At 66.9% G+C, this 24,568-nt stretch carries 22 protein-coding genes; 16 read left to right on the top strand and 6 right to left on the bottom strand.

Going from position 1 to position 24,568, the window contains the following annotated elements; genetic code table 11:
• Positions 1 to 89: 89 nt before the first annotated feature.
• The 3 genes from A5707_RS13130 to A5707_RS13120 are packed head-to-tail and all read right to left on the bottom strand — an operon-like array spanning position 90 to position 2,211.
• Positions 90 to 1,055 carry an alpha/beta fold hydrolase gene (locus tag A5707_RS13130; protein WP_065014899.1) on the bottom strand — a complete coding sequence of 322 codons (966 nt, stop codon included), beginning with the start codon at positions 1,053 to 1,055 and terminating at the stop codon, positions 90 to 92.
• Entirely contained in the window at positions 1,042 to 1,644 is a 603-nt protein-coding gene (locus A5707_RS13125) for a DinB family protein (protein ID WP_065014907.1), read from the bottom strand. Before A5707_RS13125 ends, A5707_RS13130 begins: the two co-directional genes overlap by 14 nt.
• Positions 1,645 to 1,656: 12 nt before the next feature.
• Complete coding sequence (locus A5707_RS13120; protein ID WP_065014898.1) at positions 1,657 to 2,211, bottom strand: nucleotidyltransferase; 555 nt, start codon at positions 2,209 to 2,211, stop codon at positions 1,657 to 1,659.
• Positions 2,212 to 2,229: 18 nt separating this feature from the next.
• On the opposite strand from A5707_RS13120, the gene A5707_RS13115 reads away from it, so the two are divergent.
• From A5707_RS13115 to rplL, 4 genes are all read left to right on the top strand, one after another.
• Positions 2,230 to 3,006, top strand: a complete 777-nt coding sequence (locus A5707_RS13115; RefSeq protein ID WP_065014897.1) for an endonuclease/exonuclease/phosphatase family protein — start codon at positions 2,230 to 2,232, stop codon at positions 3,004 to 3,006.
• 7 nt (positions 3,007 to 3,013) lie between these two features.
• Positions 3,014 to 3,928, top strand: coding sequence for an ROK family protein (locus tag A5707_RS13110; protein WP_065014896.1), 915 nt, complete (start codon positions 3,014 to 3,016; stop codon positions 3,926 to 3,928).
• A gap of 370 nt (positions 3,929 to 4,298) precedes the next feature.
• Positions 4,299 to 4,895: a 50S ribosomal protein L10 gene (gene rplJ / locus A5707_RS13105; RefSeq protein ID WP_065014895.1), complete on the top strand. Its 597-nt coding sequence runs from the start codon at positions 4,299 to 4,301 to the stop codon at positions 4,893 to 4,895.
• A gap of 33 nt (positions 4,896 to 4,928) precedes the next feature.
• Positions 4,929 to 5,324: a 50S ribosomal protein L7/L12 gene (gene rplL / locus A5707_RS13100; RefSeq protein WP_065014894.1), complete on the top strand. Its 396-nt coding sequence runs from the start codon at positions 4,929 to 4,931 to the stop codon at positions 5,322 to 5,324.
• 27 nt (positions 5,325 to 5,351) lie between these two features.
• Here the strand turns inward: rplL and A5707_RS13095 are convergent, their stop codons facing one another.
• Positions 5,352 to 6,047, bottom strand: a complete 696-nt coding sequence (locus tag A5707_RS13095) for a TetR/AcrR family transcriptional regulator (protein WP_065014893.1) — start codon at positions 6,045 to 6,047, stop codon at positions 5,352 to 5,354.
• Positions 6,048 to 6,116: 69 nt separating this feature from the next.
• On the opposite strand from A5707_RS13095, the gene A5707_RS13090 reads away from it, so the two are divergent.
• From A5707_RS13090 to A5707_RS13050, 9 genes are all read left to right on the top strand, one after another.
• On the top strand, positions 6,117 to 7,622 hold the full coding sequence (locus tag A5707_RS13090) for a carotenoid oxygenase family protein (RefSeq protein WP_065014892.1): 1,506 nt from the start codon (positions 6,117 to 6,119) through the stop codon (positions 7,620 to 7,622).
• 124 nt (positions 7,623 to 7,746) lie between these two features.
• Complete coding sequence (locus A5707_RS13085) at positions 7,747 to 8,817, top strand: ABC transporter ATP-binding protein (protein ID WP_065014891.1); 1,071 nt, start codon at positions 7,747 to 7,749, stop codon at positions 8,815 to 8,817.
• 400 nt (positions 8,818 to 9,217) lie between these two features.
• Entirely contained in the window at positions 9,218 to 12,718 is a 3,501-nt protein-coding gene (locus tag A5707_RS13080) for a DNA-directed RNA polymerase subunit beta (protein WP_082969439.1), read from the top strand.
• Between the two features lie 39 nt (positions 12,719 to 12,757).
• Positions 12,758 to 16,708 carry a DNA-directed RNA polymerase subunit beta' gene (locus tag A5707_RS13075; protein ID WP_065014890.1) on the top strand — a complete coding sequence of 1,317 codons (3,951 nt, stop codon included), beginning with the start codon at positions 12,758 to 12,760 and terminating at the stop codon, positions 16,706 to 16,708.
• Between the two features lie 162 nt (positions 16,709 to 16,870).
• Positions 16,871 to 17,623, top strand: coding sequence for a deoxyribonuclease IV (locus A5707_RS13070; RefSeq protein ID WP_065014889.1), 753 nt, complete (start codon positions 16,871 to 16,873; stop codon positions 17,621 to 17,623).
• 64 nt (positions 17,624 to 17,687) lie between these two features.
• Complete coding sequence (locus A5707_RS13065; RefSeq protein WP_065014888.1) at positions 17,688 to 19,316, top strand: acyl-CoA dehydrogenase family protein; 1,629 nt, start codon at positions 17,688 to 17,690, stop codon at positions 19,314 to 19,316.
• Positions 19,313 to 20,251, top strand: a complete 939-nt coding sequence (locus tag A5707_RS13060) for a crotonase/enoyl-CoA hydratase family protein (RefSeq protein ID WP_065014887.1) — start codon at positions 19,313 to 19,315, stop codon at positions 20,249 to 20,251. Before A5707_RS13065 ends, A5707_RS13060 begins: the two co-directional genes overlap by 4 nt.
• Before the next feature lie 14 nt (positions 20,252 to 20,265).
• The gene (locus A5707_RS13055; RefSeq protein WP_156657873.1) at positions 20,266 to 20,988 is read left to right on the top strand and encodes a PaaX family transcriptional regulator C-terminal domain-containing protein; all 723 of its coding nucleotides are present in this window, start codon (positions 20,266 to 20,268) and stop codon (positions 20,986 to 20,988) included.
• A complete protein-coding gene (locus A5707_RS13050; protein ID WP_065014885.1) occupies positions 20,985 to 21,749 on the top strand; it encodes a crotonase/enoyl-CoA hydratase family protein in 765 nt (254 codons plus the stop codon). Before A5707_RS13055 ends, A5707_RS13050 begins: the two co-directional genes overlap by 4 nt.
• Here A5707_RS13050 and A5707_RS13045 read toward each other — a convergent pair.
• Both A5707_RS13045 and A5707_RS13040 read right to left on the bottom strand, forming a co-directional pair.
• On the bottom strand, positions 21,746 to 22,177 hold the full coding sequence (locus A5707_RS13045; protein WP_065014884.1) for a DUF3060 domain-containing protein: 432 nt from the start codon (positions 22,175 to 22,177) through the stop codon (positions 21,746 to 21,748). The two genes, A5707_RS13050 and A5707_RS13045, sit on opposite strands and share 4 nt — an antisense overlap.
• A 27-nt stretch (positions 22,178 to 22,204) precedes the next feature.
• On the bottom strand, positions 22,205 to 22,582 hold the full coding sequence (locus A5707_RS13040) for a DUF3060 domain-containing protein (RefSeq protein WP_065014883.1): 378 nt from the start codon (positions 22,580 to 22,582) through the stop codon (positions 22,205 to 22,207).
• A 247-nt stretch (positions 22,583 to 22,829) separates the two neighbouring features.
• On the opposite strand from A5707_RS13040, the gene A5707_RS13035 reads away from it, so the two are divergent.
• The 3 genes from A5707_RS13035 to rpsG all read left to right on the top strand — a co-directional run bounded on the left by A5707_RS13035 (position 22,830) and on the right by rpsG (position 24,557).
• The gene (locus tag A5707_RS13035; protein WP_065014882.1) at positions 22,830 to 23,465 is read left to right on the top strand and encodes a TetR/AcrR family transcriptional regulator; all 636 of its coding nucleotides are present in this window, start codon (positions 22,830 to 22,832) and stop codon (positions 23,463 to 23,465) included.
• Between the two features lie 247 nt (positions 23,466 to 23,712).
• Entirely contained in the window at positions 23,713 to 24,087 is a 375-nt protein-coding gene (gene rpsL / locus A5707_RS13030) for a 30S ribosomal protein S12 (protein WP_003923350.1), read from the top strand.
• Positions 24,087 to 24,557, top strand: coding sequence for a 30S ribosomal protein S7 (gene rpsG, locus A5707_RS13025; RefSeq protein ID WP_036352615.1), 471 nt, complete (start codon positions 24,087 to 24,089; stop codon positions 24,555 to 24,557). The genes rpsL and rpsG overlap by 1 nt, the downstream gene beginning before the upstream one ends.
• Positions 24,558 to 24,568: the final 11 nt, after the last annotated feature.

Raw genomic sequence — 24,568 nt, 5'->3', positions numbered from 1 at the left:
TCCGGAACCAACCACCGCGAAGCGGCCCTGTCACGCCGACACACCGCAACGCAGCACCATCACCCTGACACTGAGCGCAAACCCGGGAATTATGTCGGCGTGTCGCCCGGGGACGCGCACGCTCGCGGCAACACGGTGGGTGCCTGCGCGAAGTTCTCCGTGAGCGTCTCGACGATCGGCCGCCACACCGGTTCGGGCAGGTCGTGGCCCATGCCGTCGACCACCACGAACCGCGCGCCGGGAATGGCCGCGGCCACCGCCTGCCCGTTGCGCGGCCGCAGCATCGGATCCGCCGATCCGTGCAGCACCACTGTCGGCGCGGTGATCGCCTTGCTGTAGGCCAGCAGGCTGCCGGTGCCCAGCACCGCGTCGACATGGCGTCGCATGCCCGCCGGATAGCTGCCCCGTTCGGCCAACCGCTGGACCCGCTTGCGCAGGTCTGCATGCGAGGGCAGGAAGTTGGGGCCGTTGAGCGCTGCGATGTTGCGCACCTCGAACGCCAGTCGCTGCTCGGCGGATGCCTGCTTACCCGGCGCGTCGAACGCCAGCTTGAGCACCGACCAGGCCGGCGGCGCCGCGAAGAACCGCTTGCCGGTGGTCGACATGATGATGCCCAGCGACGCCACCCGGTCCGGCTCGGTGGCCGCCAGGATCTGGGCGATCATCCCGCCCATCGACGCGCCGACGACGTGCGTGCGGCTGATGTCGAGGTGGTCGAGCAGCGCGACGGCGTCCTCGGACATGTCGCCCAGCGTGTAGGGCACCGCGCTGGTCTTGCCGACCAGGTAGCGCCAAGCCCGCCGGTAGGACGTGCCGTCGGCCCGCCGGCCGTGCAGCTTGGCCGACAGCCCCGTATCGCGGTTGTCGAACCGCACCACGCGGCAGCCGGCGTCGAGCAACTGCGCGCAAAATCCGTCGGGCCACATCGGCAGCTGCGCGCCCAGGCCCATGATCAGCAGCACCGGCGGATCGGTGGGGTCGCCGAGGTCTTCGTAGTAGATCTCGATCACACCGTCCGGAGTTTCGCGGCGCGCGACGCCGCTACGGGTCAGCACGCTTCTGCCACGGTGTCACCCACGGGCGTGGTTCCCACTTCTCCAGGCCGGCGATCAGTTCGTACATGGTGGCGCCGTCGATGCTTTCCCGGATGATGTCGGCGTGCCCTGCGTGCCGGGCCAACTCGTTGATCACGTGCAGGATCACCCAGCGCACCGACCAGGCCTGCAGGTTCTTGGGGAACCACGGAATGTCTTGCGGAACCGGCACTGGGGCGTCGAGGTCGGCGGTGTCGACGAGCCGCAGCGATTCCGCGTTCTGCGCCTGGAAACCGTCCAGCAGCCCGGCCAGTGTCTCGTCGGGTTGCATCACGTGCTGATCGCCGAACTCCTTGGCGATCTCCTCGAACGGCCGTGTGTCTTTGGGCGGGGCGCCCGGCGCGGCAGCGACCCGAGCCATCCAGGACCGCTGCAGACCGGTGGCGTGCTTGACCAGCCCGCCGATCGACAGCGCGCTCACCGACGGCGTGGCTCGCGCCTGCTCGTCGGACAGACCGTAGGACACCGCGAAGTAGGCGCTTTGGTGATAGGCCAAATATTCGCGCAGCGCGCTGCGCTCGTCAGCGACCGGTGGAGCCAGGGCGGGCATGGGTAGTCCCTATCACGTCGTGACGCCCAGGCGGTCCACGAGGACCAGAAACGCGACCGCGAAGTCGTTGCCGACGGTGTCTGCGCGCACCCGGTCCCAGTCCAGCTGCTCACGAACGGCGCGGACGGCGGGCAGCAGCGACGCGAAATCGCAATGGTGTTCGGTCAGCGCGCAGAGCTTTTGGATCATGACCTGCGTCGGTGACAACACCGGCATCCGGAGTGCCAACACGTCGCGGCTGGCGGCCGAATCGATCAGGTCCCCGTTGACCGGCACCCCGTTGATCCGGTGCAGCACATCGACGACCGCGCCGTCGAGGCAGGCCTTGAACAGCCAGTCCTCGGGTGTGCGGTCGACGGCGAACCCCGCGTCGGCCAGGGTCTGCGCGGCGGCGTCGGCGTCGGACTCCGCGACGGCGAAATCGACGTCGTGCACGGGTTCCGGTGCGCCGTAGACCCACAGCGCGTAGCTGCCGGCGAGCGCGAACCGCGGTCCGTGCGCCTTGAGCGCCGACGCCGCGCGGCGCAGTGCCTCGCGCAACTGTTCATTGGATGCGAACGCGGTCATGTTGGGTAGGTACTACCCATGCGGATGGCTACCTTCAACATCCTGCACGGTCGCAGCATCCACGACGGCGAAGTCGACGTGGACCGGCTCGCCGACTGCGTGCGCCGGCTCGAGGCCGACATCCTGGCCCTGCAAGAAGTCGATTGCGACCAGCCCCGCTCGGCGATGGCCGATCTGACCGCGGTGGCCGCCGAGGCGATGGGTGCGGTCAGTCATCGATTCGTCGCCGCGATCTCCGGCACGCCCGGCGCGACGTGGATGGCCGCCACCGGCGACGAGCAGCCGGGCACCGCGGCCTACGGCATCGCGCTGCTGTCCCGGTTTCCGGCGCTGAGCTGGCAGGTGCTGCGGCTGCCGCGGATCCCGGTGAAGTTTCCGATGTATCTGCCGGCGCCGCGACGGGTGCAGGTGATCGACGAAGAACCCCGCGCGGCGGTGATCGCCCGCCTCGACACCGACCTGGGCGAGCTGACCGTGGCCAATACGCACTTGTCGTTCGTGCCCGGCTGGAACCGGCTGCAGTTGCGGCGGCTGATCCGGGATCTCCGCGGCTTCGAGGGCCCGCGGGTGCTGATGGGTGACCTGAACATGGGCCCGGCCACGCCGCAGCGCCGCACCCGGCTGCGCCCGCTGGCCTCGGTGCTGACGTTTCCCGTCGATGCCCCCGATCGCCAGCTCGACCACATCCTGACCGACGACAGCCAACTGGTGGTCCAGGCGTGTTCGACGCCCGCATTGCCGATCTCGGATCACCGGCCGCTTGTCGTCGACGTCTCGCGCCGCAACCGGCAATGATCGCGTCATGCTCACACTGTCCCTCGACATCGGTGGTACGAAGATCGCCGCCGGGCTCGTCGACCCCGATGGCGCGCTGGTCCACGCCGACAGTCGGCCTACTCCGAATGGCCAACGCGCAGAAGATGTTTGGGCTCTGGTTCAAACGCTGATCAGCGAGGCGGTCGAGGTCGCCGACGGCGCCGTCGGGGCGGTCGGCATCGGGTCGGCCGGCCCGATCAGCCTGGCCGGCGGCACGGTGAGCCCGGTCAACATTGGCTGCTGGCGTGATTTTCCGCTGCGCGACCGGGTCGCGGCCGCGGTGCCGGGCGTGCCGGTGCACCTGGCCGGCGACGGACTGTGCATGGCGCTCGGCGAGCAGTGGCGCGGCGCCGGGCAGGGCGCCCGCTTTCTGCTTGGCATCGTCGTCTCCACCGGCGTGGGCGGGGGACTGGTACTCGACGGTGTCCCGTATCAGGGTCGCAGCGGCAACGCCGGGCATGTCGGACATATGGTCGTCGACACCGGCGGCATGCCGTGCTCGTGCGGGGGCCGCGGGTGCGCCGAGACCATCGCGGCCGGCCCGTCGATGACGCGGTGGGCCCGGGCCAATGGCTGGGCCGGCGACGACGCCATGGCGCTGGCCGAGGCGGCCGCCGCCGGTGAGCCGGTGGCGCTGCAGGCGTTCAGCCGCGCCGCGGACGCGCTGGCCGCGATGATCACCTCGGTGGCCGCGGTGTGCGACCTCGACCGCGTCGTGGTCGGCGGGGGAGTGGCCAAGGCCGGCGAGGTACTGTTCGCCCCGCTGCGGGCGGCGCTGCGTGATTACGCCGGCTTGGACTTCCTCACTGGGCTACGGGTGGTGCCCGCTGCGCTCGGCGGCGATGCCGGGCTGGTCGGGGCGGCCCGGCTGGTCAGGCTCGGCGCGAGTGGCCACTTATGACACGCTCCGAGGCTTTTCGCGTGACATAACTGGCCGCTCGACGCCGTGCCCGCGGTGCTGCTGGCGGCACGCTGGGACCGGCTGCACCGGCTGCGAGTGACGCTGCTGGGCGCGCTGTTCGTTCTGCTGACGGTCGGCTGTTTTGGCTGATGGCAGATGGCCACGCTATTGTGGTGGCCGATCCACCCAAGACCGTTGGTCACCGAGCAATCGGTTGAAGGTCCGGGAACTCCCCGGCGGCCCACGCAGGAGGACGAGGCAACCGTACGTCGGCGCGCGCCGACGCAATGTTCACGCCCCGACCGCATCCTGCGTCGGGGCGTTCGTGATTTCCGGGCCGTCGCGCGAAGGACCCTTCAAGGAGGCATGCATGGCCCGGGCTGACAAAGCCGCCGCCGTCACGGATATCGCCGAGCGCTTCAAGGCATCCACGGCGACCGTGATCACCGAGTATCGCGGTTTGACAGTGGCCCACCTGGCCGAGCTCCGCCGCTCGCTGGGCGACTCCGCCAGCTACCGCGTCGCCAAAAACACCCTGGTCAAGCAGGCTGCGTCGGAGGCAGGCGTCGAAGGACTCGACGAGCTGTTCGTCGGGCCGACCGCGATCGCGTTCGTCACCGGCGAAGCCGTCGACGCCGCCAAGGCCATCAAGACCTTCGCCAAGGAACACAAGGCGCTGGTCATCAAGGGTGGCTACATGGACGGTCACCCGCTGACCGTCGCCGAGGTCGAGCGGATCGCCGACCTGGAGTCCCGCGAGGTGCTGCTGGCCAAACTGGCCGGCGCGATGAAGGCCAACCTGGCCAAGGCCGCCGGGCTGTTCAATGCGCCGGCGTCGCAGGTGGCCCGGCTCGCTGCCGCGCTGCAAGAAAAGAAGGCGGCCGAGGCACCCGCCGAGGCTCCCGCCACCGAAGCCACCGAAACCACCGAGGCACCCGCCGCCGAGGCCACCGAAACCACCGAATAAGCCCCGTACCCACACCAAGGAAGGACACCCACTATGGCCAAGCTCTCAACCGACGAGTTGCTCGACGCGTTCAAAGACCTGACGCTGCTGGAGCTCTCGGAATTCGTGAAGAAGTTCGAGGAGACCTTCGAGGTCACCGCCGCTGCTCCGGTCGCCGTCGCGGCCGCGCCCGGCGGTGCGGCCCCGGCTGCCGGCGGCGAAGCCGCTGAGGAGCAGTCGGAGTTCGACGTCATCCTCGAGGCCGCCGGTGACAAGAAGATCGGTGTCATCAAGGTCGTGCGTGAGATCGTCTCGGGCCTGGGCCTCAAGGAGGCCAAGGACCTGGTCGACGGCGCGCCCAAGCCGCTGCTCGAGAAGGTCGCCAAGGAGGCCGCCGACGAGGCCAAGACCAAGCTCGAAGCCGCCGGCGCCACGGTCACCGTCAAGTAATTCGGTTCGCGACAGCCCCCGGAAGCGCTACGCTCCGGGGGCTTCGCGTATTGCCGAGCGCTGCGACTGCTCGACCAGTTCGGGCGAATCACCCAGCGCGACAAGAAGATTCTTCGTCATCGCGGCCAGCACCGGCCCGACGGCCGAGCCGTCGCTGCCGTAGTAGCCGGCGAGTTCAAGCATCACGAACCCGTGGATGGCCGCCCAGAACTGGGCGGCCACCGCCACCACGGCGGCGTCGTCGTCGGCCGATCCGGCCGAACCGCCGGTGATCCGGCCGGCCTGCATCGACCGGTGCACCGGTCCTACCACCCGCGCGAAGCTGGGATAGCGGTCGCTGATCTCGGCCACCGACAAGGTGACCACATTGTGTGCCGGGGCGTTGATCCCGTGCGCGCTGGTGCTGCCGAACATCAGCCGATACCGATGCGGGTGACTGATCGCATAACGGCGGTAGGCGATGCCGGTAGCCATCAGGTCGGCGACCGGATCATCGGTCGGCGGCACCGCCAGCGCATCGGCGAACTGCCGCAAACCCTCCTCGGCGACCGCCGTGATCAGCGCCTGCATGCCGCCGAAATGGGTGTACACCGCCATCGTCGAGGTGCCGGCCCCGCCGGCCACCTTGCGCGTCTGCAACGCGTCGGGCCCGTGCTCGTCGAGCAGACGCACGGCCGCGTGCACCAGCCCCGCACGCACGCTCGGTTCGGTCTGGAAAGTCATCGTTGCCAATCTTGGCACAGCAGGCGTACGCTCCATAACGTCGAAATAACATCGTTATAGGGAGTTGAGATGACCGCGACCACCAGCACCCAAACTCGCAACCCGTATCTCGAGGGTTTCCTCGCGCCGGTGGCCAGCGAGGTCACCGCGACCGACCTGCCGGTGACCGGTCATATCCCCGAGCACCTCGACGGGCGCTATCTGCGCAACGGCCCCAACCCGGCCGCCGAGGTCGACCCTGCCCTCTATCACTGGTTCTCCGGCGACGCGATGGTGCACGGAGTCGCCCTGCGCGACGGGAAGGCCTGCTGGTATCGCAACCGCTGGGTGCGGACTCCGGCGGTGTGCGCCGCGCTGGGCGAACCCGCACCCACCGGACTCAACCCGCGCGCCGGCATGCTTTCGGTCGGGCCCAACACCAACGTGCTGAGCCACGCCGGACAAACGCTGGCCTTGGTCGAGGGCGGCGGCGCCAACTACACGCTCACCGACGACCTCGACACGGTCGGGCCCTGTGACTTCGACGGCACCCTGGCCGGTGGCTACACCGCCCACCCGCACCGTGACCCGACCACCGGCGAATTGCACGCGGTGTCGTACTCGTTTGCGCGCGGACGAACCGTGCAGTACTCGGTGATCGACGCCCAGGGGCGAGCCCGCCGGACCGTAGACATCGCGGTGACCGGATCGCCGATGATGCATGACTTCTCGCTGACCGACAAATACGTGGTGATCTACGACCTGCCGGTGACGTTCAACCCGGTGGAGGTGCTGCCGGCGACGGTGCCGCGGTGGCTGAGCGCGCCGGCCCGGCTGGTGGCGCAGTCGGTGCTCGGGCGGGTCCGGATACCCAGCCCGATCACCGCGATGGTCAACCGCGACACCCGGCCCATCCACACGATGCCCTACAGCTGGGATCCCGACTATCCGGCGCGCATCGGCGTCATGCCCCGCGAGGGTGGCAACGATGACATCAAGTGGTTCGATGTCGAACCCTGCTACGTCTACCACCCGCTCAACGCCTACTCGGAAACCCGCGATGGCGCCGAGATGCTGGTGCTCGATGTCGTGCGCTACTCGCGGATGTTCGACAGCGACCGGCGTGGTCCCGGCGACAGCCGGCCCACCCTCGACCGCTGGACCATCAACCTGGCGTCGGGCTCGGTGACGACCGAACGCCGCGACGACCGGCCGCAGGAGTTTCCCCGCATCAACGAGAGCCTGTTGGGTGGCAAGCACCGATTCGGCTACACCGTCGGCATCGACGGCGGATTCCTGGACAACGGCGACAGCGACATGTCCAGCGCGCTGTACAAGCACGACTATGCGACCGGGTCGGCCACCGTGGCCGCGCTCGACCCCGAGCTGCTGCTCGGCGAGATGTCGTTCGTGCCCAATCCGGTGGCCGCTGCCGCCGAGGACGACGGCATCCTGCTCGGATACGGCTATCACCGCGGCCGCGACGAGGGCCAACTGGTCTTGGTCGATGCGCAAACCCTCGAGTCGGTGGCTACCGTTCACTTGCCGCAACGCGTGCCGATGGGTTTCCACGGCAACTGGGCGCCGCGCTGTTAAACGCGCGTGTCATTGCTGGCAGGCCGCCGCGACAGCGGGTCGATAGTCGTGCCGCTGGCCGCGCGCATGCGCTAAAGTGACTGAAACCACAGGCCAGGCCAGCAACGTCTTGAGAGGATTTCGCATGGGTATCGGCATCCAGGTCGAAGGGCTCACCAAGTCCTTCGGATCCCAGCGAATCTGGGAAGACGTCACCATGGACATCCCGGAGGGCGAGGTCAGTGTGCTGCTGGGGCCGTCCGGTACCGGCAAGTCAGTGTTCTTGAAGTCGCTGATCGGCCTGCTGCGTCCGGAGCGCGGATCGATCATCGTCGACGGCACCGACATCACCGAGTGCTCGGCCAAGGAGCTCTACGACATCCGCACGCTCTTCGGGGTGATGTTCCAGGACGGCGCGCTGTTCGGCTCGATGAACCTCTACGACAACACCGCGTTCCCGCTGCGCGAGCACACCAAGAAGAAGGAAAGCGAAATCCGTGACATCGTCATGGAGAAGCTGACTTTGGTCGGTCTGGGCGGCGACGAGAAGAAGTTCCCCGGTGAGATTTCCGGTGGTATGCGCAAGCGCGCCGGCCTGGCCCGCTCACTGGTGCTCGACCCGCAGATCATCCTCTGCGACGAGCCCGACTCGGGTCTGGACCCGGTCCGCACCGCTTACCTGAGCCAGCTGCTGATCGACATCAACGCTCAGATCGACGCCACGATCCTGATCGTCACGCACAACATCAACATCGCCCGTACGGTGCCCGACAACATGGGCATGTTGTTCCGCCGCAAGCTGGTCATGTTCGGTCCGCGCGAGGTGTTGCTGACCAGCGACGAGCCGGTCGTCCGCCAGTTCCTCAACGGCCGCCGGATCGGTCCGATCGGGATGTCCGAGGAAAAGGACGAGGCCACCATGGCCGAAGAGCAGGCGCACATGGACGCCGGCCACCACAGCGGCGGCGTCGAGGAGATCGAAGGTGTCCCGCCGCAGATCAACGTCACCCCGGGCATGCCCGAACGCAAAGCGGTCGGCCGGCGCCAGGCGCGGGTCCGGGAGAATCTGCACACTTTGCCCAAGAATGCGCAGCAAGCAATCCTGGATTCGCTCGAGGACTCGCGCGAGTACCCGTCCGGTGACGGTGACAGGGGCGGGGACCCTGGCCGCCATCGCGACTACGACGCACCCACCGAAACGATCCGTACTCAGTAAGTGCCAACCGCGCGCGGTATGTGGAAGGAGTTCTGCTAACAAGTTGGCGCGTCAACCCTTGACGGAAGGGCTCGAAGGGGCCAATCTGTTGGGCAGCATGTGTGCACGGGGAGGCGAAGACGGCGGCCAGCGCCAGATCGCCGGTATCCCCGAAGCACGGTAGTTGAGGAATGCGCCGTCCTGCGCTATCGTTGGACGTTGCGCTGGCTGCCTCCTGCCCACCTCACCCGCCACTTGACACCGTGGTCCTAGCCTGAGCCCGTTCCGGCTCAGCGATCTAGCTGCGTGCGTGAGTTTCGGACAGTTCGTTCGCCAGCCGAACCGACACAGTTATCGCGGCGAACAGGGTCCGGTGCCCGCCGGCTTTCGTTAGTCGCACGAGGTGCTGGAAGGATGCATCTTGGCAGTCTCCCGCCAGAGCAAGAAGAACCCCTCAGGTACTCAGATTTCGTCAAACGGCTCCGTTCCCGGAGCGCCTAACCGTATTTCTTTCGCCAAGTTGCGTGAACCGCTCGAGGTTCCCGGTCTGCTCGACGTGCAGACCGACTCCTTCGAGTGGCTGATCGGCGCGCCCCGCTGGCGCGAGGCCGCCGCTGCCCGCCCCGATGGCAGGGCCACCGGCGGTCTGGAAGAGGTGCTCGAGGAGCTCTCGCCGATCGAGGACTTCTCCGGCTCGATGTCGCTGTCCTTCTCCGATCCGCGGTTCGACGAGGTCAAGGCGCCTGTCGACGAGTGCAAAGACAAGGACATGACGTACGCGGCCCCGCTGTTCGTCACGGCCGAGTTCATCAACAACAACACCGGCGAGATCAAGAGCCAGACGGTGTTCATGGGTGACTTCCCGATGATGACCGAGAAGGGCACGTTCATCATCAACGGCACCGAGCGGGTGGTGGTCAGCCAGCTGGTCCGCTCGCCGGGCGTGTACTTCGACGAGACCATCGACAAGTCCACCGAAAAGACACTGCATTCGGTGAAGGTGATCCCGAGCCGCGGTGCGTGGCTGGAGTTCGACGTCGACAAGCGCGACACCGTCGGGGTGCGCATCGACCGCAAGCGCCGCCAGCCGGTGACCGTGCTGCTCAAGGCGCTGGGCTGGACCAGCGAGCAGATCACCGAGCGGTTCGGCTTCTCCGAGATCATGATGTCGACGCTGGAGAAGGACAACACCGCCGGCACCGACGAGGCGCTGCTGGACATCTACCGCAAGCTGCGCCCGGGTGAGCCACCCACCAAGGAATCCGCGCAGACCCTGCTGGAGAACCTGTTCTTCAAGGAGAAGCGCTACGACCTGGCTCGCGTCGGCCGCTACAAGGTCAACAAGAAGCTCGGGCTCGGGGGATCGCCCGAGCCAGGCTCTGCGACCACGCTGACCGAAGAGGACGTCGTCGCCACCATCGAGTACCTGGTGCGCCTGCACGAGGGCCAGCCCACGATGACCGTCCCGGGCGGCGTCGAGGTGCCGGTGGAAACCGACGACATCGACCACTTCGGCAACCGGCGGCTGCGCACCGTGGGTGAGCTGATCCAGAACCAGATCCGGGTCGGCATGTCCCGGATGGAGCGGGTGGTCCGCGAGCGGATGACCACTCAGGACGTCGAGGCGATCACGCCGCAGACCCTGATCAACATCCGCCCGGTGGTCGCCGCCATCAAGGAGTTCTTCGGCACCAGCCAGCTGTCGCAGTTCATGGACCAGAACAACCCGCTGTCGGGTCTGACCCACAAGCGCCGGCTGTCGGCGCTGGGCCCCGGCGGTCTGTCCCGGGAGCGCGCCGGCCTGGAGGTCCGCGACGTGCACTCCAGCCACTACGGCCGGATGTGCCCGATCGAGACGCCGGAAGGCCCCAACATCGGTCTGATCGGCTCGCTGTCGGTGTACGCCCGGGTCAACCCGTTCGGCTTCATCGAAACGCCCTACCGCAAGGTGCGCGACGGTGTGGTCACCGACGACATCGAGTACCTGACCGCCGACGAGGAAGACCGCCACGTGGTGGCGCAGGCCAACTCGCCGATCGACGACGACGGCCGGTTCACCGAGGCCCGCGTCCTGGTCCGCCGGAAGGGCGGCGAGGTCGAGTACGTGTCCTCGGCCGAGGTGGACTACATGGACGTCTCGCCGCGCCAGATGGTGTCGGTGGCCACCGCGATGATCCCGTTCCTCGAACACGACGACGCCAACCGCGCCCTGATGGGTGCCAACATGCAGCGCCAGGCGGTTCCGCTGGTGCGCAGCGAGGCGCCGCTGGTGGGCACCGGGATGGAGCTGCGCGCCGCGATCGACGCCGGCGACGTCGTCGTCGCCGACAAGAGCGGCGTCATCGAGGAGGTGTCGGCCGACTACATCACCGTGATGGCCGACGACGGCACCCGGCAGACCTACCGGATGCGCAAGTTCGCCCGCTCCAACCACGGCACCTGCGCCAACCAGCGTCCGATGGTCGACGCCGGGCAGCGGGTGGAGGCCGGCCAGGTGATCGCCGACGGTCCGTGTACCGACAACGGCGAGATGGCCCTGGGCAAGAACCTGCTCGTGGCGATCATGCCGTGGGAGGGGCACAACTACGAGGACGCGATCATCCTGTCCAACCGCCTCGTCGAGGAGGATGTGCTGACCTCGATCCACATCGAGGAGCACGAGATCGACGCCCGCGACACCAAGCTGGGCGCCGAGGAGATCACCCGGGACATCCCGAACGTCTCCGATGAGGTGCTGGCCGATCTCGACGAGCGCGGCATCGTGCGCATCGGCGCCGAGGTCCGCGACGGCGACATCCTGGTCGGCAAGGTCACCCCGAAGGGGGAGACCGAGCTGACCCCCGAGGAGCGGCTGCTGCGGGCAATCTTCGGCGAGAAGGCCCGCGAGGTCCGCGACACTTCACTGAAGGTGCCGCACGGCGAGTCCGGCAAGGTCATCGGCATCCGGGTGTTCTCCCGCGAGGACGACGACGAGCTGCCCGCCGGAGTCAACGAGCTGGTCCGCGTCTACGTCGCGCAGAAGCGCAAGATCTCCGACGGTGACAAGCTGGCCGGCCGGCACGGCAACAAGGGTGTGATCGGCAAGATCCTGCCGGTCGAGGACATGCCGTTCCTGCCGGACGGCACGCCGGTCGACATCATCCTCAACACCCACGGGGTGCCGCGACGGATGAACATCGGCCAGATCCTGGAGACTCACCTGGGCTGGTGCGCGCACAGCGGCTGGAAGGTCGACGGCGCACCGGACTGGGCGGCGCGACTGCCCGAGGAGCTGCTGGAGGCCGAGGCGAACCAGATCGTCTCGACGCCGGTGTTCGACGGAGCCCAGGAAGCCGAGCTGCAGGGACTGCTGTCCTCGACGCTGCCCAACCGCGACGGCGAGGTGCTGGTCAACGGCGACGGCAAGGCGGTGCTGTTCGACGGCCGCTCCGGTGAGCCGTTCCCGTACCCGGTGACCGTCGGCTTCATGTACATCATGAAGCTGCACCACCTGGTGGACGACAAGATCCACGCCCGCTCCACCGGCCCGTACTCGATGATCACCCAGCAGCCGCTGGGCGGTAAGGCGCAGTTCGGTGGCCAGCGGTTCGGTGAGATGGAGTGCTGGGCCATGCAGGCCTACGGCGCGGCCTACACCCTGCAGGAGCTGTTGACCATCAAGTCCGACGACACCGTCGGTCGGGTCAAGGTGTACGAGGCGATCGTCAAGGGCGAGAACATCCCCGAGCCGGGCATCCCCGAGTCGTTCAAGGTGCTGCTCAAGGAGCTGCAGTCGTTGTGCCTCAACGTCGAGGTGCTCTCCAGCGACGGGGCCGCGATCGAGATGCGCGACGGGGACGACGAGGACCTGGAGCGCGCTGCGGCGAACCTGGGAATCAACTTGTCCCGCAACGAATCTGCGTCGGTAGAAGATCTCGCTTAGTTACTAGTCACTAAATCCCGAAAGGGGAAAGGGAGTTACGTGTTAGACGTCAACTTCTTCGATGAACTCCGGATCGGCCTGGCCACCGCCGAGGACATCCGGCAGTGGTCCTACGGCGAAGTCAAGAAGCCGGAGACCATCAACTACCGCACCTTGAAGCCGGAGAAGGACGGCCTGTTCTGCGAGAAGATCTTCGGACCGACTCGCGACTGGGAGTGCTACTGCGGCAAATACAAGCGCGTGCGCTTCAAGGGCATCATCTGTGAGCGCTGTGGCGTCGAGGTGACCCGGGCCAAGGTGCGTCGCGAACGGATGGGCCACATCGAGCTGGCCGCGCCGGTGACGCACATCTGGTACTTCAAGGGCGTGCCGAGCCGGTTGGGCTACCTGCTGGACCTGGCGCCCAAGGACCTCGAGAAGATCATCTACTTCGCGGCCTACGTCATCACCGGCGTGGACGAGGAGTTGCGGCACAACGAGTTGTCCACCCTCGAGGCTGAGATGGTTGTCGAGAAGAAGGCCATCGAGGACCAGCGCGACGCCGACCTGGAGGCCCGCGCCCAGAAGCTGGAAGCCGACCTGGCCGAGTTGGAGGCCGAAGGCGCGAAAGCCGATGCGCGGCGCAAGGTTCGCGACGGCGGTGAGCGGGAGATGCGTCAGCTGCGCGACCGCGCGCAGCGCGAGCTGGACCGGCTGGAGGAGATCTGGACCACGTTCACCAAGCTGGCTCCCAAGCAGCTGATCGTCGACGAGAACCTCTACCGCGAGCTCGTCGACCGCTACGGCGAGTACTTCACCGGTGCGATGGGCGCGGAGTCGATCCAGAAGCTGATCGAGAACTTCGACATCGACGCCGAGGCCGAGTCGCTGCGCGACGTGATCAAGAACGGCAAGGGGCAGAAGAAGCTTCGCGCGTTGAAGCGCTTGAAGGTGGTGGCTGCGTTCCAGCAGTCGGGCAACTCGCCGATGGGCATGGTGCTCGACGCGGTGCCGGTGATCCCGCCGGAGCTGCGCCCGATGGTGCAGCTCGACGGTGGCCGGTTCGCCACGTCAGACCTCAATGACCTGTACCGCCGGGTGATCAACCGCAACAACCGGCTCAAGAGGCTGATCGATCTGGGTGCGCCCGAGATCATCGTCAACAACGAGAAGCGGATGCTGCAAGAGTCCGTCGACGCGTTGTTCGACAACGGCCGTCGCGGCCGGCCGGTCACGGGTCCGGGTAACCGTCCGCTGAAGTCGCTCTCGGATCTGCTCAAGGGTAAGCAGGGTCGGTTCCGGCAGAACCTGCTCGGTAAGCGTGTCGACTACTCGGGCCGTTCGGTCATCGTGGTCGGCCCGCAGCTCAAGCTGCACCAGTGCGGTCTGCCCAAACTGATGGCGCTGGAGCTGTTCAAGCCGTTCGTGATGAAGCGGCTGGTCGACCTCAACCACGCGCAGAACATCAAGAGCGCCAAGCGGATGGTGGAGCGTCAGCGTCCGCAGGTGTGGGACGTCCTCGAAGAGGTCATCGCCGAGCACCCGGTGCTGCTGAACCGCGCACCGACTCTGCACCGCCTGGGTATCCAGGCCTTCGAGCCGATGCTGGTGGAGGGCAAGGCCATTCAACTGCACCCGCTGGTGTGTGAGGCGTTCAACGCCGACTTCGACGGCGACCAGATGGCGGTGCACCTGCCGTTGAGCGCCGAGGCGCAGGCCGAGGCCCGGATCCTGATGCTGTCGTCGAACAACATCCTGTCGCCGGCGTCGGGTCGTCCACTGGCCATGCCGCGGCTGGACATGGTGACCGGGCTGTACTACCTGACCACCGAAGTCGACGGCGACACCGGCGCATACGTGGCCGCCGCCAAAGACCGCGCCGAAACCGGTGTGTACGCCTCGCCGGCCGAGGCGATCATGGCCGCCGACCGCGGCGTGTTGAGCGTGCGGGCCAAGATCAAGGTGCGGCTGGAGCAGCTGCGTCCGCCTGCTGAGGTCGAGGCCGAGTTGTTCGGCGCCAACGGCTGGCAGCCGGGCGATGCTTGGATCGCCGAAACCACGCTGGGTCGGGTGATGTTCAACGAGCTGCTGCCCACGGGCTACCCGTTCGTGAACAAGCAGATGCACAAGAAGGTGCAGGCCGCGATCATCAACGATCTGGCCGAGCGCTACCCGATGATCGTCGTCGCCCAAACCGTCGACAAGCTCAAGGACGCCGGTTTCTACTGGGCCACCCGTTCCGGTGTCACCGTGTCGATGGCCGACGTGTTGGTTCCGCCGCGCAAGCAGGAGATCCTCGACTCCTACGAGGAGCGCGCCGACAAGGTCGAAAAGCAGTTCCAGCGTGGTGCTTTGAACCACGACGAGCGCAACGAGGCGCTGGTGGAGATCTGGAAGGAAGCCACCGACGAGGTCGGCCAGGCGCTGCGCGAGCACTACCCTGACGACAACCCGATCATCACGATCGTCGACTCCGGTGCGACGGGTAACTTCACCCAGACCCGGACGCTGGCCGGCATGAAGGGACTGGTGACCAACCCGAAGGGTGAGTTCATCCCGCGGCCGATCAAGTCGTCGTTCCGTGAGGGCCTGACGGTGTTGGAGTACTTCATCAACACCCACGGCGCGCGAAAGGGCTTGGCCGACACCGCTTTGCGTACCGCCGACTCGGGGTATCTGACCCGTCGTCTGGTCGACGTGTCGCAAGACGTCATCGTGCGTGAGGCGGACTGCGGCACCGAGCGCGGTATCACCGTCGAACTGGCCGAGCGCCAGCCCGACGGCACGCTGATCCGCGACCCGTTCATCGAAACGTCGGCCTATGCCCGCACTTTGGGCACCGACGCGGCTGATGAGAAGGGCAACGTCGTGGTTGCTCGCGGTCACGATCTGGGCGATCCCGAGATCGAGGCCCTGCTGGCGGCCGGTATCACGCAGGTGAAGGTGCGGTCGGTGCTGACCTGCGCGACCGGCACCGGGGTGTGTGCGACTTGTTACGGCCGTTCGATGGCGACCGGCAAGCTGGTCGACATCGGTGAGGCCGTCGGTATTGTCGCGGCCCAGTCCATCGGTGAGCCCGGCACTCAGCTGACCATGCGTACCTTCCACCAGGGTGGTGTCGGTGAGGACATCACCGGTGGTCTGCCGCGGGTGCAGGAGCTCTTCGAGGCTCGGGTGCCGCGCGGTAAGGCGCCGATCGCCGACGTCACCGGACGGGTTCGGCTCGAGGAGGGTGAGCGCTTCTACAAGATCACGATCGTCCCCGACGACGGTGGCGAGGAAGTGGTCTACGACAAGCTCTCCAAGCGTCAGCGACTGCGGGTGTTCAAGCACGAGGACGGCACCGAGCGGCTGCTCGCCGACGGCGACCACGTCGAGGTCGGCCAGCAGTTGATGGAAGGCTCCGCCGACCCGCACGAGGTGCTGCGCGTGCAGGGCCCGCGCGAGGTGCAGATCCACCTGACCAAGGAGGTCCAGGAGGTCTACCGGGCGCAGGGTGTGTCGATCCACGACAAGCACATCGAGGTGATCGTCCGGCAGATGCTGCGCCGGGTGACCATCATCGACTCGGGCGCAACGGAATTCCTGCCCGGCTCGCTGATCGACCGTGCGGAGTTCGAGGCCGAGAACCGTCGGGTGGTGGCCGAAGGCGGCGAGCCCGCCGCCGGCCGTCCGGTGCTGATGGGTATCACCAAGGCGTCGCTGGCCACCGACTCGTGGCTGTCGGCGGCGTCGTTCCAGGAGACCACCCGAGTGCTGACCGATGCGGCGATCAACTGCCGCAGCGACCGGCTCAACGGTCTGAAGGAGAACGTGATCATCGGCAAGCTGATCCCGGCCGGTACCGGGATCAACCGCTACCGCAACATCCAGGTGCAGCCAACCGAGGAGGCCCGGGCCGCCGCGTACACGATCCCGTCCTACGAGGATCAGTACTACAGCCCGGACTTCGGCGCCGCCACCGGGGCGGCGGTCCCGCTGGACGACTACGGCTACAGCGACTACAGGTAACGAGCACGAGAAAGCCCCGGGTCCCATGCCCCGGGGCTTTCTCTTTACCCGTTCTCTGCGTCGAGGGTGAACCCTAACTTCACACTCGGCGTCGAGAGTGAACGTAGTTTCACGCTCGGTGTGGGTCAGCGGCTCGACCGGCGACCGCACTAGACTTGCCGCGTGCTCATCGGTTCGCATGTCAGCCCGCAGGATCCGCTCGCTGCCGCCGCAGCCGACAACGCCGACTTGGTGCAGATTTTCCTCGGCGATCCGCAGAGCTGGAAGAAACCGAAACCGCGTGACGACGCCGCCCAGCTGAAGGCGTCGTCCGTGCCGATCTACGTGCACGCGCCGTACCTGATCAACGTCGCATCGGCCAACAACCGGGTGCGGATCCCGTCGCGCAAGATCTTGCAGGACACCTGCGATGCGGCCACCGAGATCGCTGCCACCGCCGTGATCGTGCACGGCGGACATGCTGACGATGACGACATCGCGGCCGGGTGTGAACGCTGGCGCAAGGCGATGGACCGCCTGGAAACCGATGTGCCGGTGTATTTGGAGAACACCGCCGGCGGCGACCATGCGATGGCCCGCCACTTCGAGACCATCGCCAGGCTCTGGGACCAGATCGGCGACACCGGCATCGGGTTCTGCCTGGACACCTGCCACGCGTGGGCAGCAGGCGAGGCGCTGATCGACGCGGTCGATCGTATTAAGACGATTACCGGCCGGATCGATCTGGTGCACTGCAACGACTCCCGGGACGCGGCCGGGTCGGGCGCGGACCGGCACGCCAACATCGGTACCGGCCAGATCGATCCGCAGCTCTTGGTGGCCGTCGTCAAGTCCGCAGGCGCACCGGTCATCTGCGAAACCGCCGACCAAGGCCGCAAGGACGACATCGCCTTTCTGCGCGACCACCTCAGCTAACGGTCACCGATCGACGATTATTACACCTCTTGAACGGTTGTCGGAAAAATGTAACACTGGGTCCATGCCCGATACCCATGTCGTCACCAACCAGGTCCCGCCGCTGGAGGACTACAACCCCGCCTCGTCACCCGTTCTGACCGAGGCGCTGATCCGCGAAGGCGGGCAGTGGGGCCTCGACGAGGTCACCGAGGTCGGCGCGATCTCCGGCAGCGCCGAAACCCAGCGGTGGGGCGAGTTGGCCGACCGCCACCGGCCGATCCTGCACACCCACGACCGCTACGGCCACCGCGTCGACGAGGTGGAGTACGACCCCGCCTACCACCAGCTGATGCGCACCGCTATCAAACACGGCCTGCACGCCGCGCCATGGGCAGACGAGCGCCCCGGCGCCCACGTTGTGCGTGCCGCCAAGACCGGCGTGTGGACCGCCGAACCCGGTCACATGTGCCCGATCTCGATGACCTACGCCGTCGTCCCGGCGCTGCGGTGTAACCCCGAACTCGCCGACATCTACGAGCCGTTGTTGACCAGCCGCGAATACGACCCGGACTTGACAGTTCCGACGACCAAAGCCGGTATCACCGCGGGCATGTCGATGACCGAAAAGCAGGGCGGCTCCGATGTGCGTGCGGGCACCACCCAGGCGGTCCGCAACGCCGACGGTAGCTACAGCTTGACCGGTCACAAGTGGTTCACCTCGGCGCCGATGTGTGACATCTTCCTGGTGCTCGCGCAGGCACCCGATGGCTTGTCATGCTTCCTGCTGCCAAGGGTGCTGCCCGACGGCAGCCGCAACCGCATGTTCTTGCAGCGGCTCAAGGACAAGCTGGGCAACCACGCAAACGCCTCCAGCGAAGTCGAGTACGACGGCGCCACCGCCTGGTTGGTCGGGGAGGAAGGCCGCGGGGTGTCGACCATCATCGAGATGGTCAACCTGACTCGGCTCGATTGCGCGCTGGGCAGCGCCACCAGCATGCGCAGCGGACTGACCCGCGCCGTCCATCATGCCCAGCACCGCAAGGCTTTCGGTGCCTACCTGATCGATCAGCCGCTGATGCGTAATGTGCTGGCGGACTTGGCTGTCGAGGCCGAAGCAGCCACCATGGTGGCGATGCGGATGGCCGGCGCCACCGACAACGCGGCACGCGGCGACGAGACCGAGACGCTGCTGCGTCGCATCGGATTGGCCGCGACCAAGTACTGGGTGTGCAAGCGCGCCACCCCGCACGCCGCTGAGGCGATGGAGTGCCTGGGCGGCAACGGCTACATCGAGGACTTCGGTATGCCACGGCTGTACCGGGAGGCGCCGCTGATGGGCATCTGGGAAGGCTCGGGCAACGTCAGCGCGCTGGATACCTTGCGCGCCATGGGAACTCGGTCGGAATGCGTCGACGTGCTGTTCGCCGAGCTGGCTAAGACACAAGGTCACGACCCACGGCTCGACGCCCATATCGAGCGCCTCAAACCGCAACTGAGTGACCTCGAGACGATCCAGTACCGGGCCCGCAAGATCGCCGAGGACATCTGCCTGGCGCTGCAGGGCTCGCTGTTGGTGCGGCACGGTCATCCCGCTGTCGCCGAGGCGTTCCTGGCGACCCGGCTCGGCGGTCAATGGGGCGGCGCCTACGGAACCATGCCCACCGGGCTGGATCTGGCGCCGATTCTCGAGCGTGCGATGGTCAAGGGATGACGCACGCGATCAGACCGGTCGACTTCGATAATCTCAAAACGATGACCTATGAGGTCACCGACCGGGTTGCCCGAATCACGTTCAACCGGCCCGAAAAGGGCAACGCGATCATCGCCGATACCCCGTTAGAGCTGTCAGCGCTGGTCGAGCGCGCCGACCTCGATCCCAACGTGCACGTGATCCTGATCTCTGGCAGAGGTGAAGGATTCTGCGCCGGTTTCGATCTCAGCGCCTACGCCGAAGGCTCATCCTCAGCCGGTGGCGGCAGCACCTACAAAGGCACCGTGCTCGACGGTAAAACCCAGGCCGTCAACCATCTGCCCAACCAGCCCTGGGACCCGATGATCGACTACCAGATGATGAGCCGGTTTGTGCGCGGCTTCTCGTCGCTGATGCACGCCGACAAGCCCACGGTGGTCAAGATCCACGGTTACTGCGTGGCCGGCGGCACCGATATCGCGCTGCACGCCGACCAGGTGATCGCTGCCTCCGACGCCAAGATCGGCTACCCGCCGACCCGGGTCTGGGGCGTGCCGGCCGCCGGGCTGTGGGCACACCGGCTGGGCGACCAGCGCGCCAAACGTCTTCTGCTGACCGGCGATTGCATCACCGGCGCACAAGCCGCCGAATGGGGGCTGGCGGTCGAGGCGCCCGACCCGAAAGACCTCGACGAGCGCACCGAGCGACTCGTCGAGCGCATCGCCGCAGTACCGGTCAACCAGCTCATCATGGTCAAGCTCGCCCTCAACACCGCACTGCTGCAACAAGGTGTGGCGACCAGCCGGATGGTCAGCACGGTGTTCGACGGAGTGGCCCGGCACACGCCCGAAGGCCACGCGTTCGTCGCCGATGCGGTCGAGCACGGCTTCCGCGACGCGGTCCGCCACCGCGACGAACCCTTCGGGGACTACGGCCGCAAAGCATCCGAGGTGTAGCGATGCCCAGAACGCTGGCGCGCATGACAGCCCGCTCGGTGGTGCTGTCGGTGCTGCTCGGCGCTCACCCCGCCTGGGCCAGCGCGGCCGAATTGATCCGACTCACCCACGATTTCGGCATCAAAGAAACAACGTTGCGAGTGGCGCTGACTCGGATGGTTGGCGCCGGAGACCTGATCAGATCGGCCGACGGCTACCGGCTCTCCGACCGGCTGCTGGCCCGCCAGCGTCGTCAGGACGAAGCGATCAGCCCGCGCGTGCGGCGCTGGCGCGGCGACTGGACCACGGTGATCGTCACCAGCATCGGTACCGACGCGCGCAGCCGCGCTGGGCTACGAAACACCCTGCACGACAAAAGGTTCAGCGAGCTGCGCGAAGGCGTATGGATGCGCCCCGACAACCTCGACCTCGAACTGGAACCAGACATCCGGGCCCGGGTACGGATCGTGAAGGCCCGCGACGACGCGCCCGCCGAGCTGGCCGGCCAGCTGTGGGACTTGCCGTCATGGGCGCGAGCCGGGTATCGCATGCTCGACGAGATGTGTTCTGCCGCCGACATCCCCGCGAGATTTACGGTGGCCGCCGCGATGGTGCGCCACCTGCTGAGCGACCCGATGCTGCCGCCCGAACTGCTACCCGCGGATTGGCCGGGCGAGAAACTGCGGGCCGCCTACAACGACTTCGCCGCCGAACTGACCACGCGGCGCGACGAGATCCGATTAGTGGAGGCGACATGAGCGATCCGGTGCGTGTCGAGCGCAGTGGGCCGGTTACCACGGTCATCTTGAATCGGCCGGAGGCCCGCAACGCCGTCAACGGCCCGACGGCCGCCGCCCTGTTCGCCGCCTTCGAGGAGTTCGACCGCGACGACAGCGCATCGGTGGCGGTGCTGTGGGGAGATCACGGAACCTTCTGCGCGGGCGCGGATTTGAAAGCATTCGGCACCCTTGAAGCCAACGCCGTGCACCGGACCGGACCCGGACCCATGGGCCCAACACGGATGGTGTTGTCCAAACCGGTGATCGCCGCAGTCAGCGGCTATGCAGTCGCAGGTGGGCTGGAGTTGGCGTTGTGGTGCGATCTGCGGGTCGCCGAGGAGGACGCCGTATTCGGCGTGTTCTGCCGTCGCTGGGGGGTGCCGCTGATCGACGGCGGCACCATCCGATTGCCCCGACTGATCGGGCACAGCCGGGCGATGGACATGATCCTGACCGGTCGCGGCGTCGACGCGACCGAAGCCCATGCGATCGGCCTGGCCAACCGCGTCGTGCCCAAAGGGCAGGCCCGCACCGCCGCCGAAGAGCTGGCAGCGCAGCTGGCCGCACTGCCGCAGCAATGCATGCGATCGGATCGGCTGTCGGCGCTGCATCAGTGGGGGATGGCCGAATCAGACGCGCTGGACTACGAATTCGCCAGCATCTCCCGCGTCAAAAGCGAGGCGATGGCAGGCGCGGGACGCTTCGCGGCCGGCGCCGGCCGGCACGGCGCCAGCAGCTAACTCTCGTTGACCTTGTTGCCCGAGCCGAGGTTCTCAACCGTCGGCTTGCCGGCCTTGTAGGTGATGACGTTGTTGAAGCCGACGATGTTGAGCTGCTTGTCGATCTTGTCGAAGGTGATCTTGTTGTCGGCGCCGCCGATGCTGACCGTTGAGCATGTGCCCTTGACCGTCAGGGTGTTGTTGGAGCCGCCCACGTTGAGCGATTTCCCGTCACCGCAATCGAGATCCGTTGTGGTGCCGAATGACCCGTAGTTGATCGTGTTCCCGACCTGGAACTCCGCGCCCGTGCTTGCGGTCGTGCTGGTCGTCGACGGTGTCGCGTTCTTGTCATTCGACCCGCAGCCGGCCAGCCCGAACGCCGCCAGTGCGGTGAGGGCGAGCGCGCCGGCTAGCGATGCGCGGGAGCGGGCGGCGGTGTAGGCGTGCATTTCTCCTCGATCCGTCGGGATATTCGTTCACACCGCGGCGCGATTGATGCGGTTGGTCATCCCCAATTCACGGCCGCGGTCCCAGATAACTGGGTCGCCGTTGTGGAAGTACACCGTCTCATCAGTGCCGTAAACGGTGATGTCGTTGACGACGGTGTCGGCGACGATGGTGTTGCTCGTACCCATCACTGTCACCGCCCAGCAGGTGCCCAGCGCGTTGATTGTGTTGAACGTGCCGTTGACGATCAGCGTGGCATTGTTGCAGTCCACCGTCGTCTCGAGGCCTTCTCCGGTGATGTGGGTGTCGCCGTTCTTGGCGTGCGCGGCCGGCGCTCCGACCGCCAATACGAGCGGGGTGGTGATCGCGCAGGCGACCAATACTCGGGCCAGGCTTGTCGATTTCACCGCAGGCTCCTCTCGCCATGGCGCGTGATTGCTCGACTGAGCCTACGTGCATTGTCTTAGGTGGTGGCCGGCTTCCTCCATTTGCCGTCGGGGTCCGCTAGTTCGGCTCGCCCCCTCGCCGCCGCGCGGCCGGGGGTACCCCCAACTCGGGCCGCCTCCCGCGGCCCGCATCGCCGCGGGACTAGAGTTCTTCGCTGACCCTGGTGCCTCGCAAAGACGGGTCGACGTGAACTGAAGGGCGATCGCCGTGGCAGCTGAACCGGAACCGCAGGGCGGTCGGTCGCGTGCCGGCGGCAAGTCTGCGGCCCGCCCGACCAAACTCAGCCGCGAGATCATCATCAACGCCGCGCTGACCTTCCTCGACCGGGAAGGTTGGGACGCGCTGACCATCAACGCGCTGGCCACCCAGCTCGGCACCAAGGGCCCGTCGCTGTACAACCACGTGCACAGCCTGGAAGATCTGCGCCGCACGGTGCGGACGCGGGTGATCGACGACATCATCACCATGCTGAATCGAGTCGGTGAGGGCCGCGCCCGCGACGATGCCGTCCTGGTCATGGCGGGCGCTTACCGCAGCTATGCCCATCACCACCCCGGCCGCTATTCGGCGTTCACCCGGATGCCGCTCGGTGGCGATGACCCCGAGTACGCCGCCGCCACCAGGAGTGCCGCCGCGCCGGTGATCGCCGTGTTGTCCTCGTATGGCCTCGACGGCGAAGAGGCTTTCTACGCGGCGCTGGAATTCTGGTCGGCCTTGCACGGTTTCGTGTTGCTGGAAATGACCGGCGTCATGGACGACATCGACACCGACGGGGTTTTTTCCGACATGGTGCTGCGGCTGGCTTCGGGAATGGAGCGCCGCAGCGAAAGCAGCGCCGGGTAGCTCGGCGAAGGCGCGTATCGGGGCTGCCGTCGCCGCTTTGACCTGCTCGACTGGCGGCGGGTATTGTGGATACTCGCGCCTGGCGGCGTAGGGCGCCTTGGGGACGTAAGGTGCGCACGCCGGGCCAATTCGCATGTCCATGACGCCACGGATTGAATCCGGGGCAGGCGCGTGCGACACACCCGGCCGCGGGGTACTGCGGCAGGGCATAACAGCAGGACAGAGACGAAAAACAGAAAGCCGGTAGATGCCAACCATTCAGCAGCTGGTCCGCAAAGGGCGCCGCGACAAGATCGGCAAGGTCAAGACCGCGGCCCTCAAGGGCAGCCCGCAGCGGCGCGGTGTGTGCACGCGCGTGTACACCACGACCCCGAAGAAGCCGAACTCGGCGCTTCGGAAGGTGGCGCGTGTCAAGCTGACCAGCCAGGTTGAGGTCACGGCCTACATCCCCGGCGAAGGCCACAACCTGCAGGAGCACTCGATGGTCCTGGTGCGCGGCGGCCGGGTGAAGGACCTGCCGGGTGTGCGCTACAAGATCATCCGCGGCTCGCTGGACACCCAGGGCGTCAAGAACCGCAAGCAGGCTCGCAGCCGTTACGGCGCCAAGAAGGAGAAGGGCTGATGCCGCGCAAGGGTCCCGCGCCGAAGCGTCCGCTGGTCAACGACCCCGTCTACGGGTCGCAGCTGGTCACCCAGCTGGTCAACAAAGTTCTCCTGAAGGGGAAGAAATCGCTGGCCGAACGCATTGTTTACGGTGCGCTCGAACAAGCCCGCGACAAGACCGGCACCGATCCCGTGATCACCCTGAAGCGGGCTCTGGACAACGTCAAACCGGCCCTGGAGGTCCGCAGCCGCCGCGTCGGTGGCGCTACCTATCAGGTGCCCGTCGAGGTGCGGCCGGACCGGTCGACCACGCTGGCGCTGCGCTGGCTGGTCAGCTTCTCGCGGCAACGCCGGGAGAAGACCATGGTCGAGCGGCTGGCCAACGAGATTTTGGATGCCAGCAACGGCCTCGGGGCCTCCGTCAAACGGCGTGAGGACACCCACAAGATGGCCGAGGCCAACCGCGCCTTCGCGCATTATCGCTGGTAGAGGGCCGCATC

This window comes from Mycobacterium kyorinense (assembly GCF_001672775.1).
Taxonomy (GTDB): domain Bacteria; phylum Actinomycetota; class Actinomycetes; order Mycobacteriales; family Mycobacteriaceae; genus Mycobacterium; species Mycobacterium kyorinense_A.
Note: the sequence above shows the minus strand (reverse complement) of the source record. Positions and strands in the feature narration are given on the sequence as shown.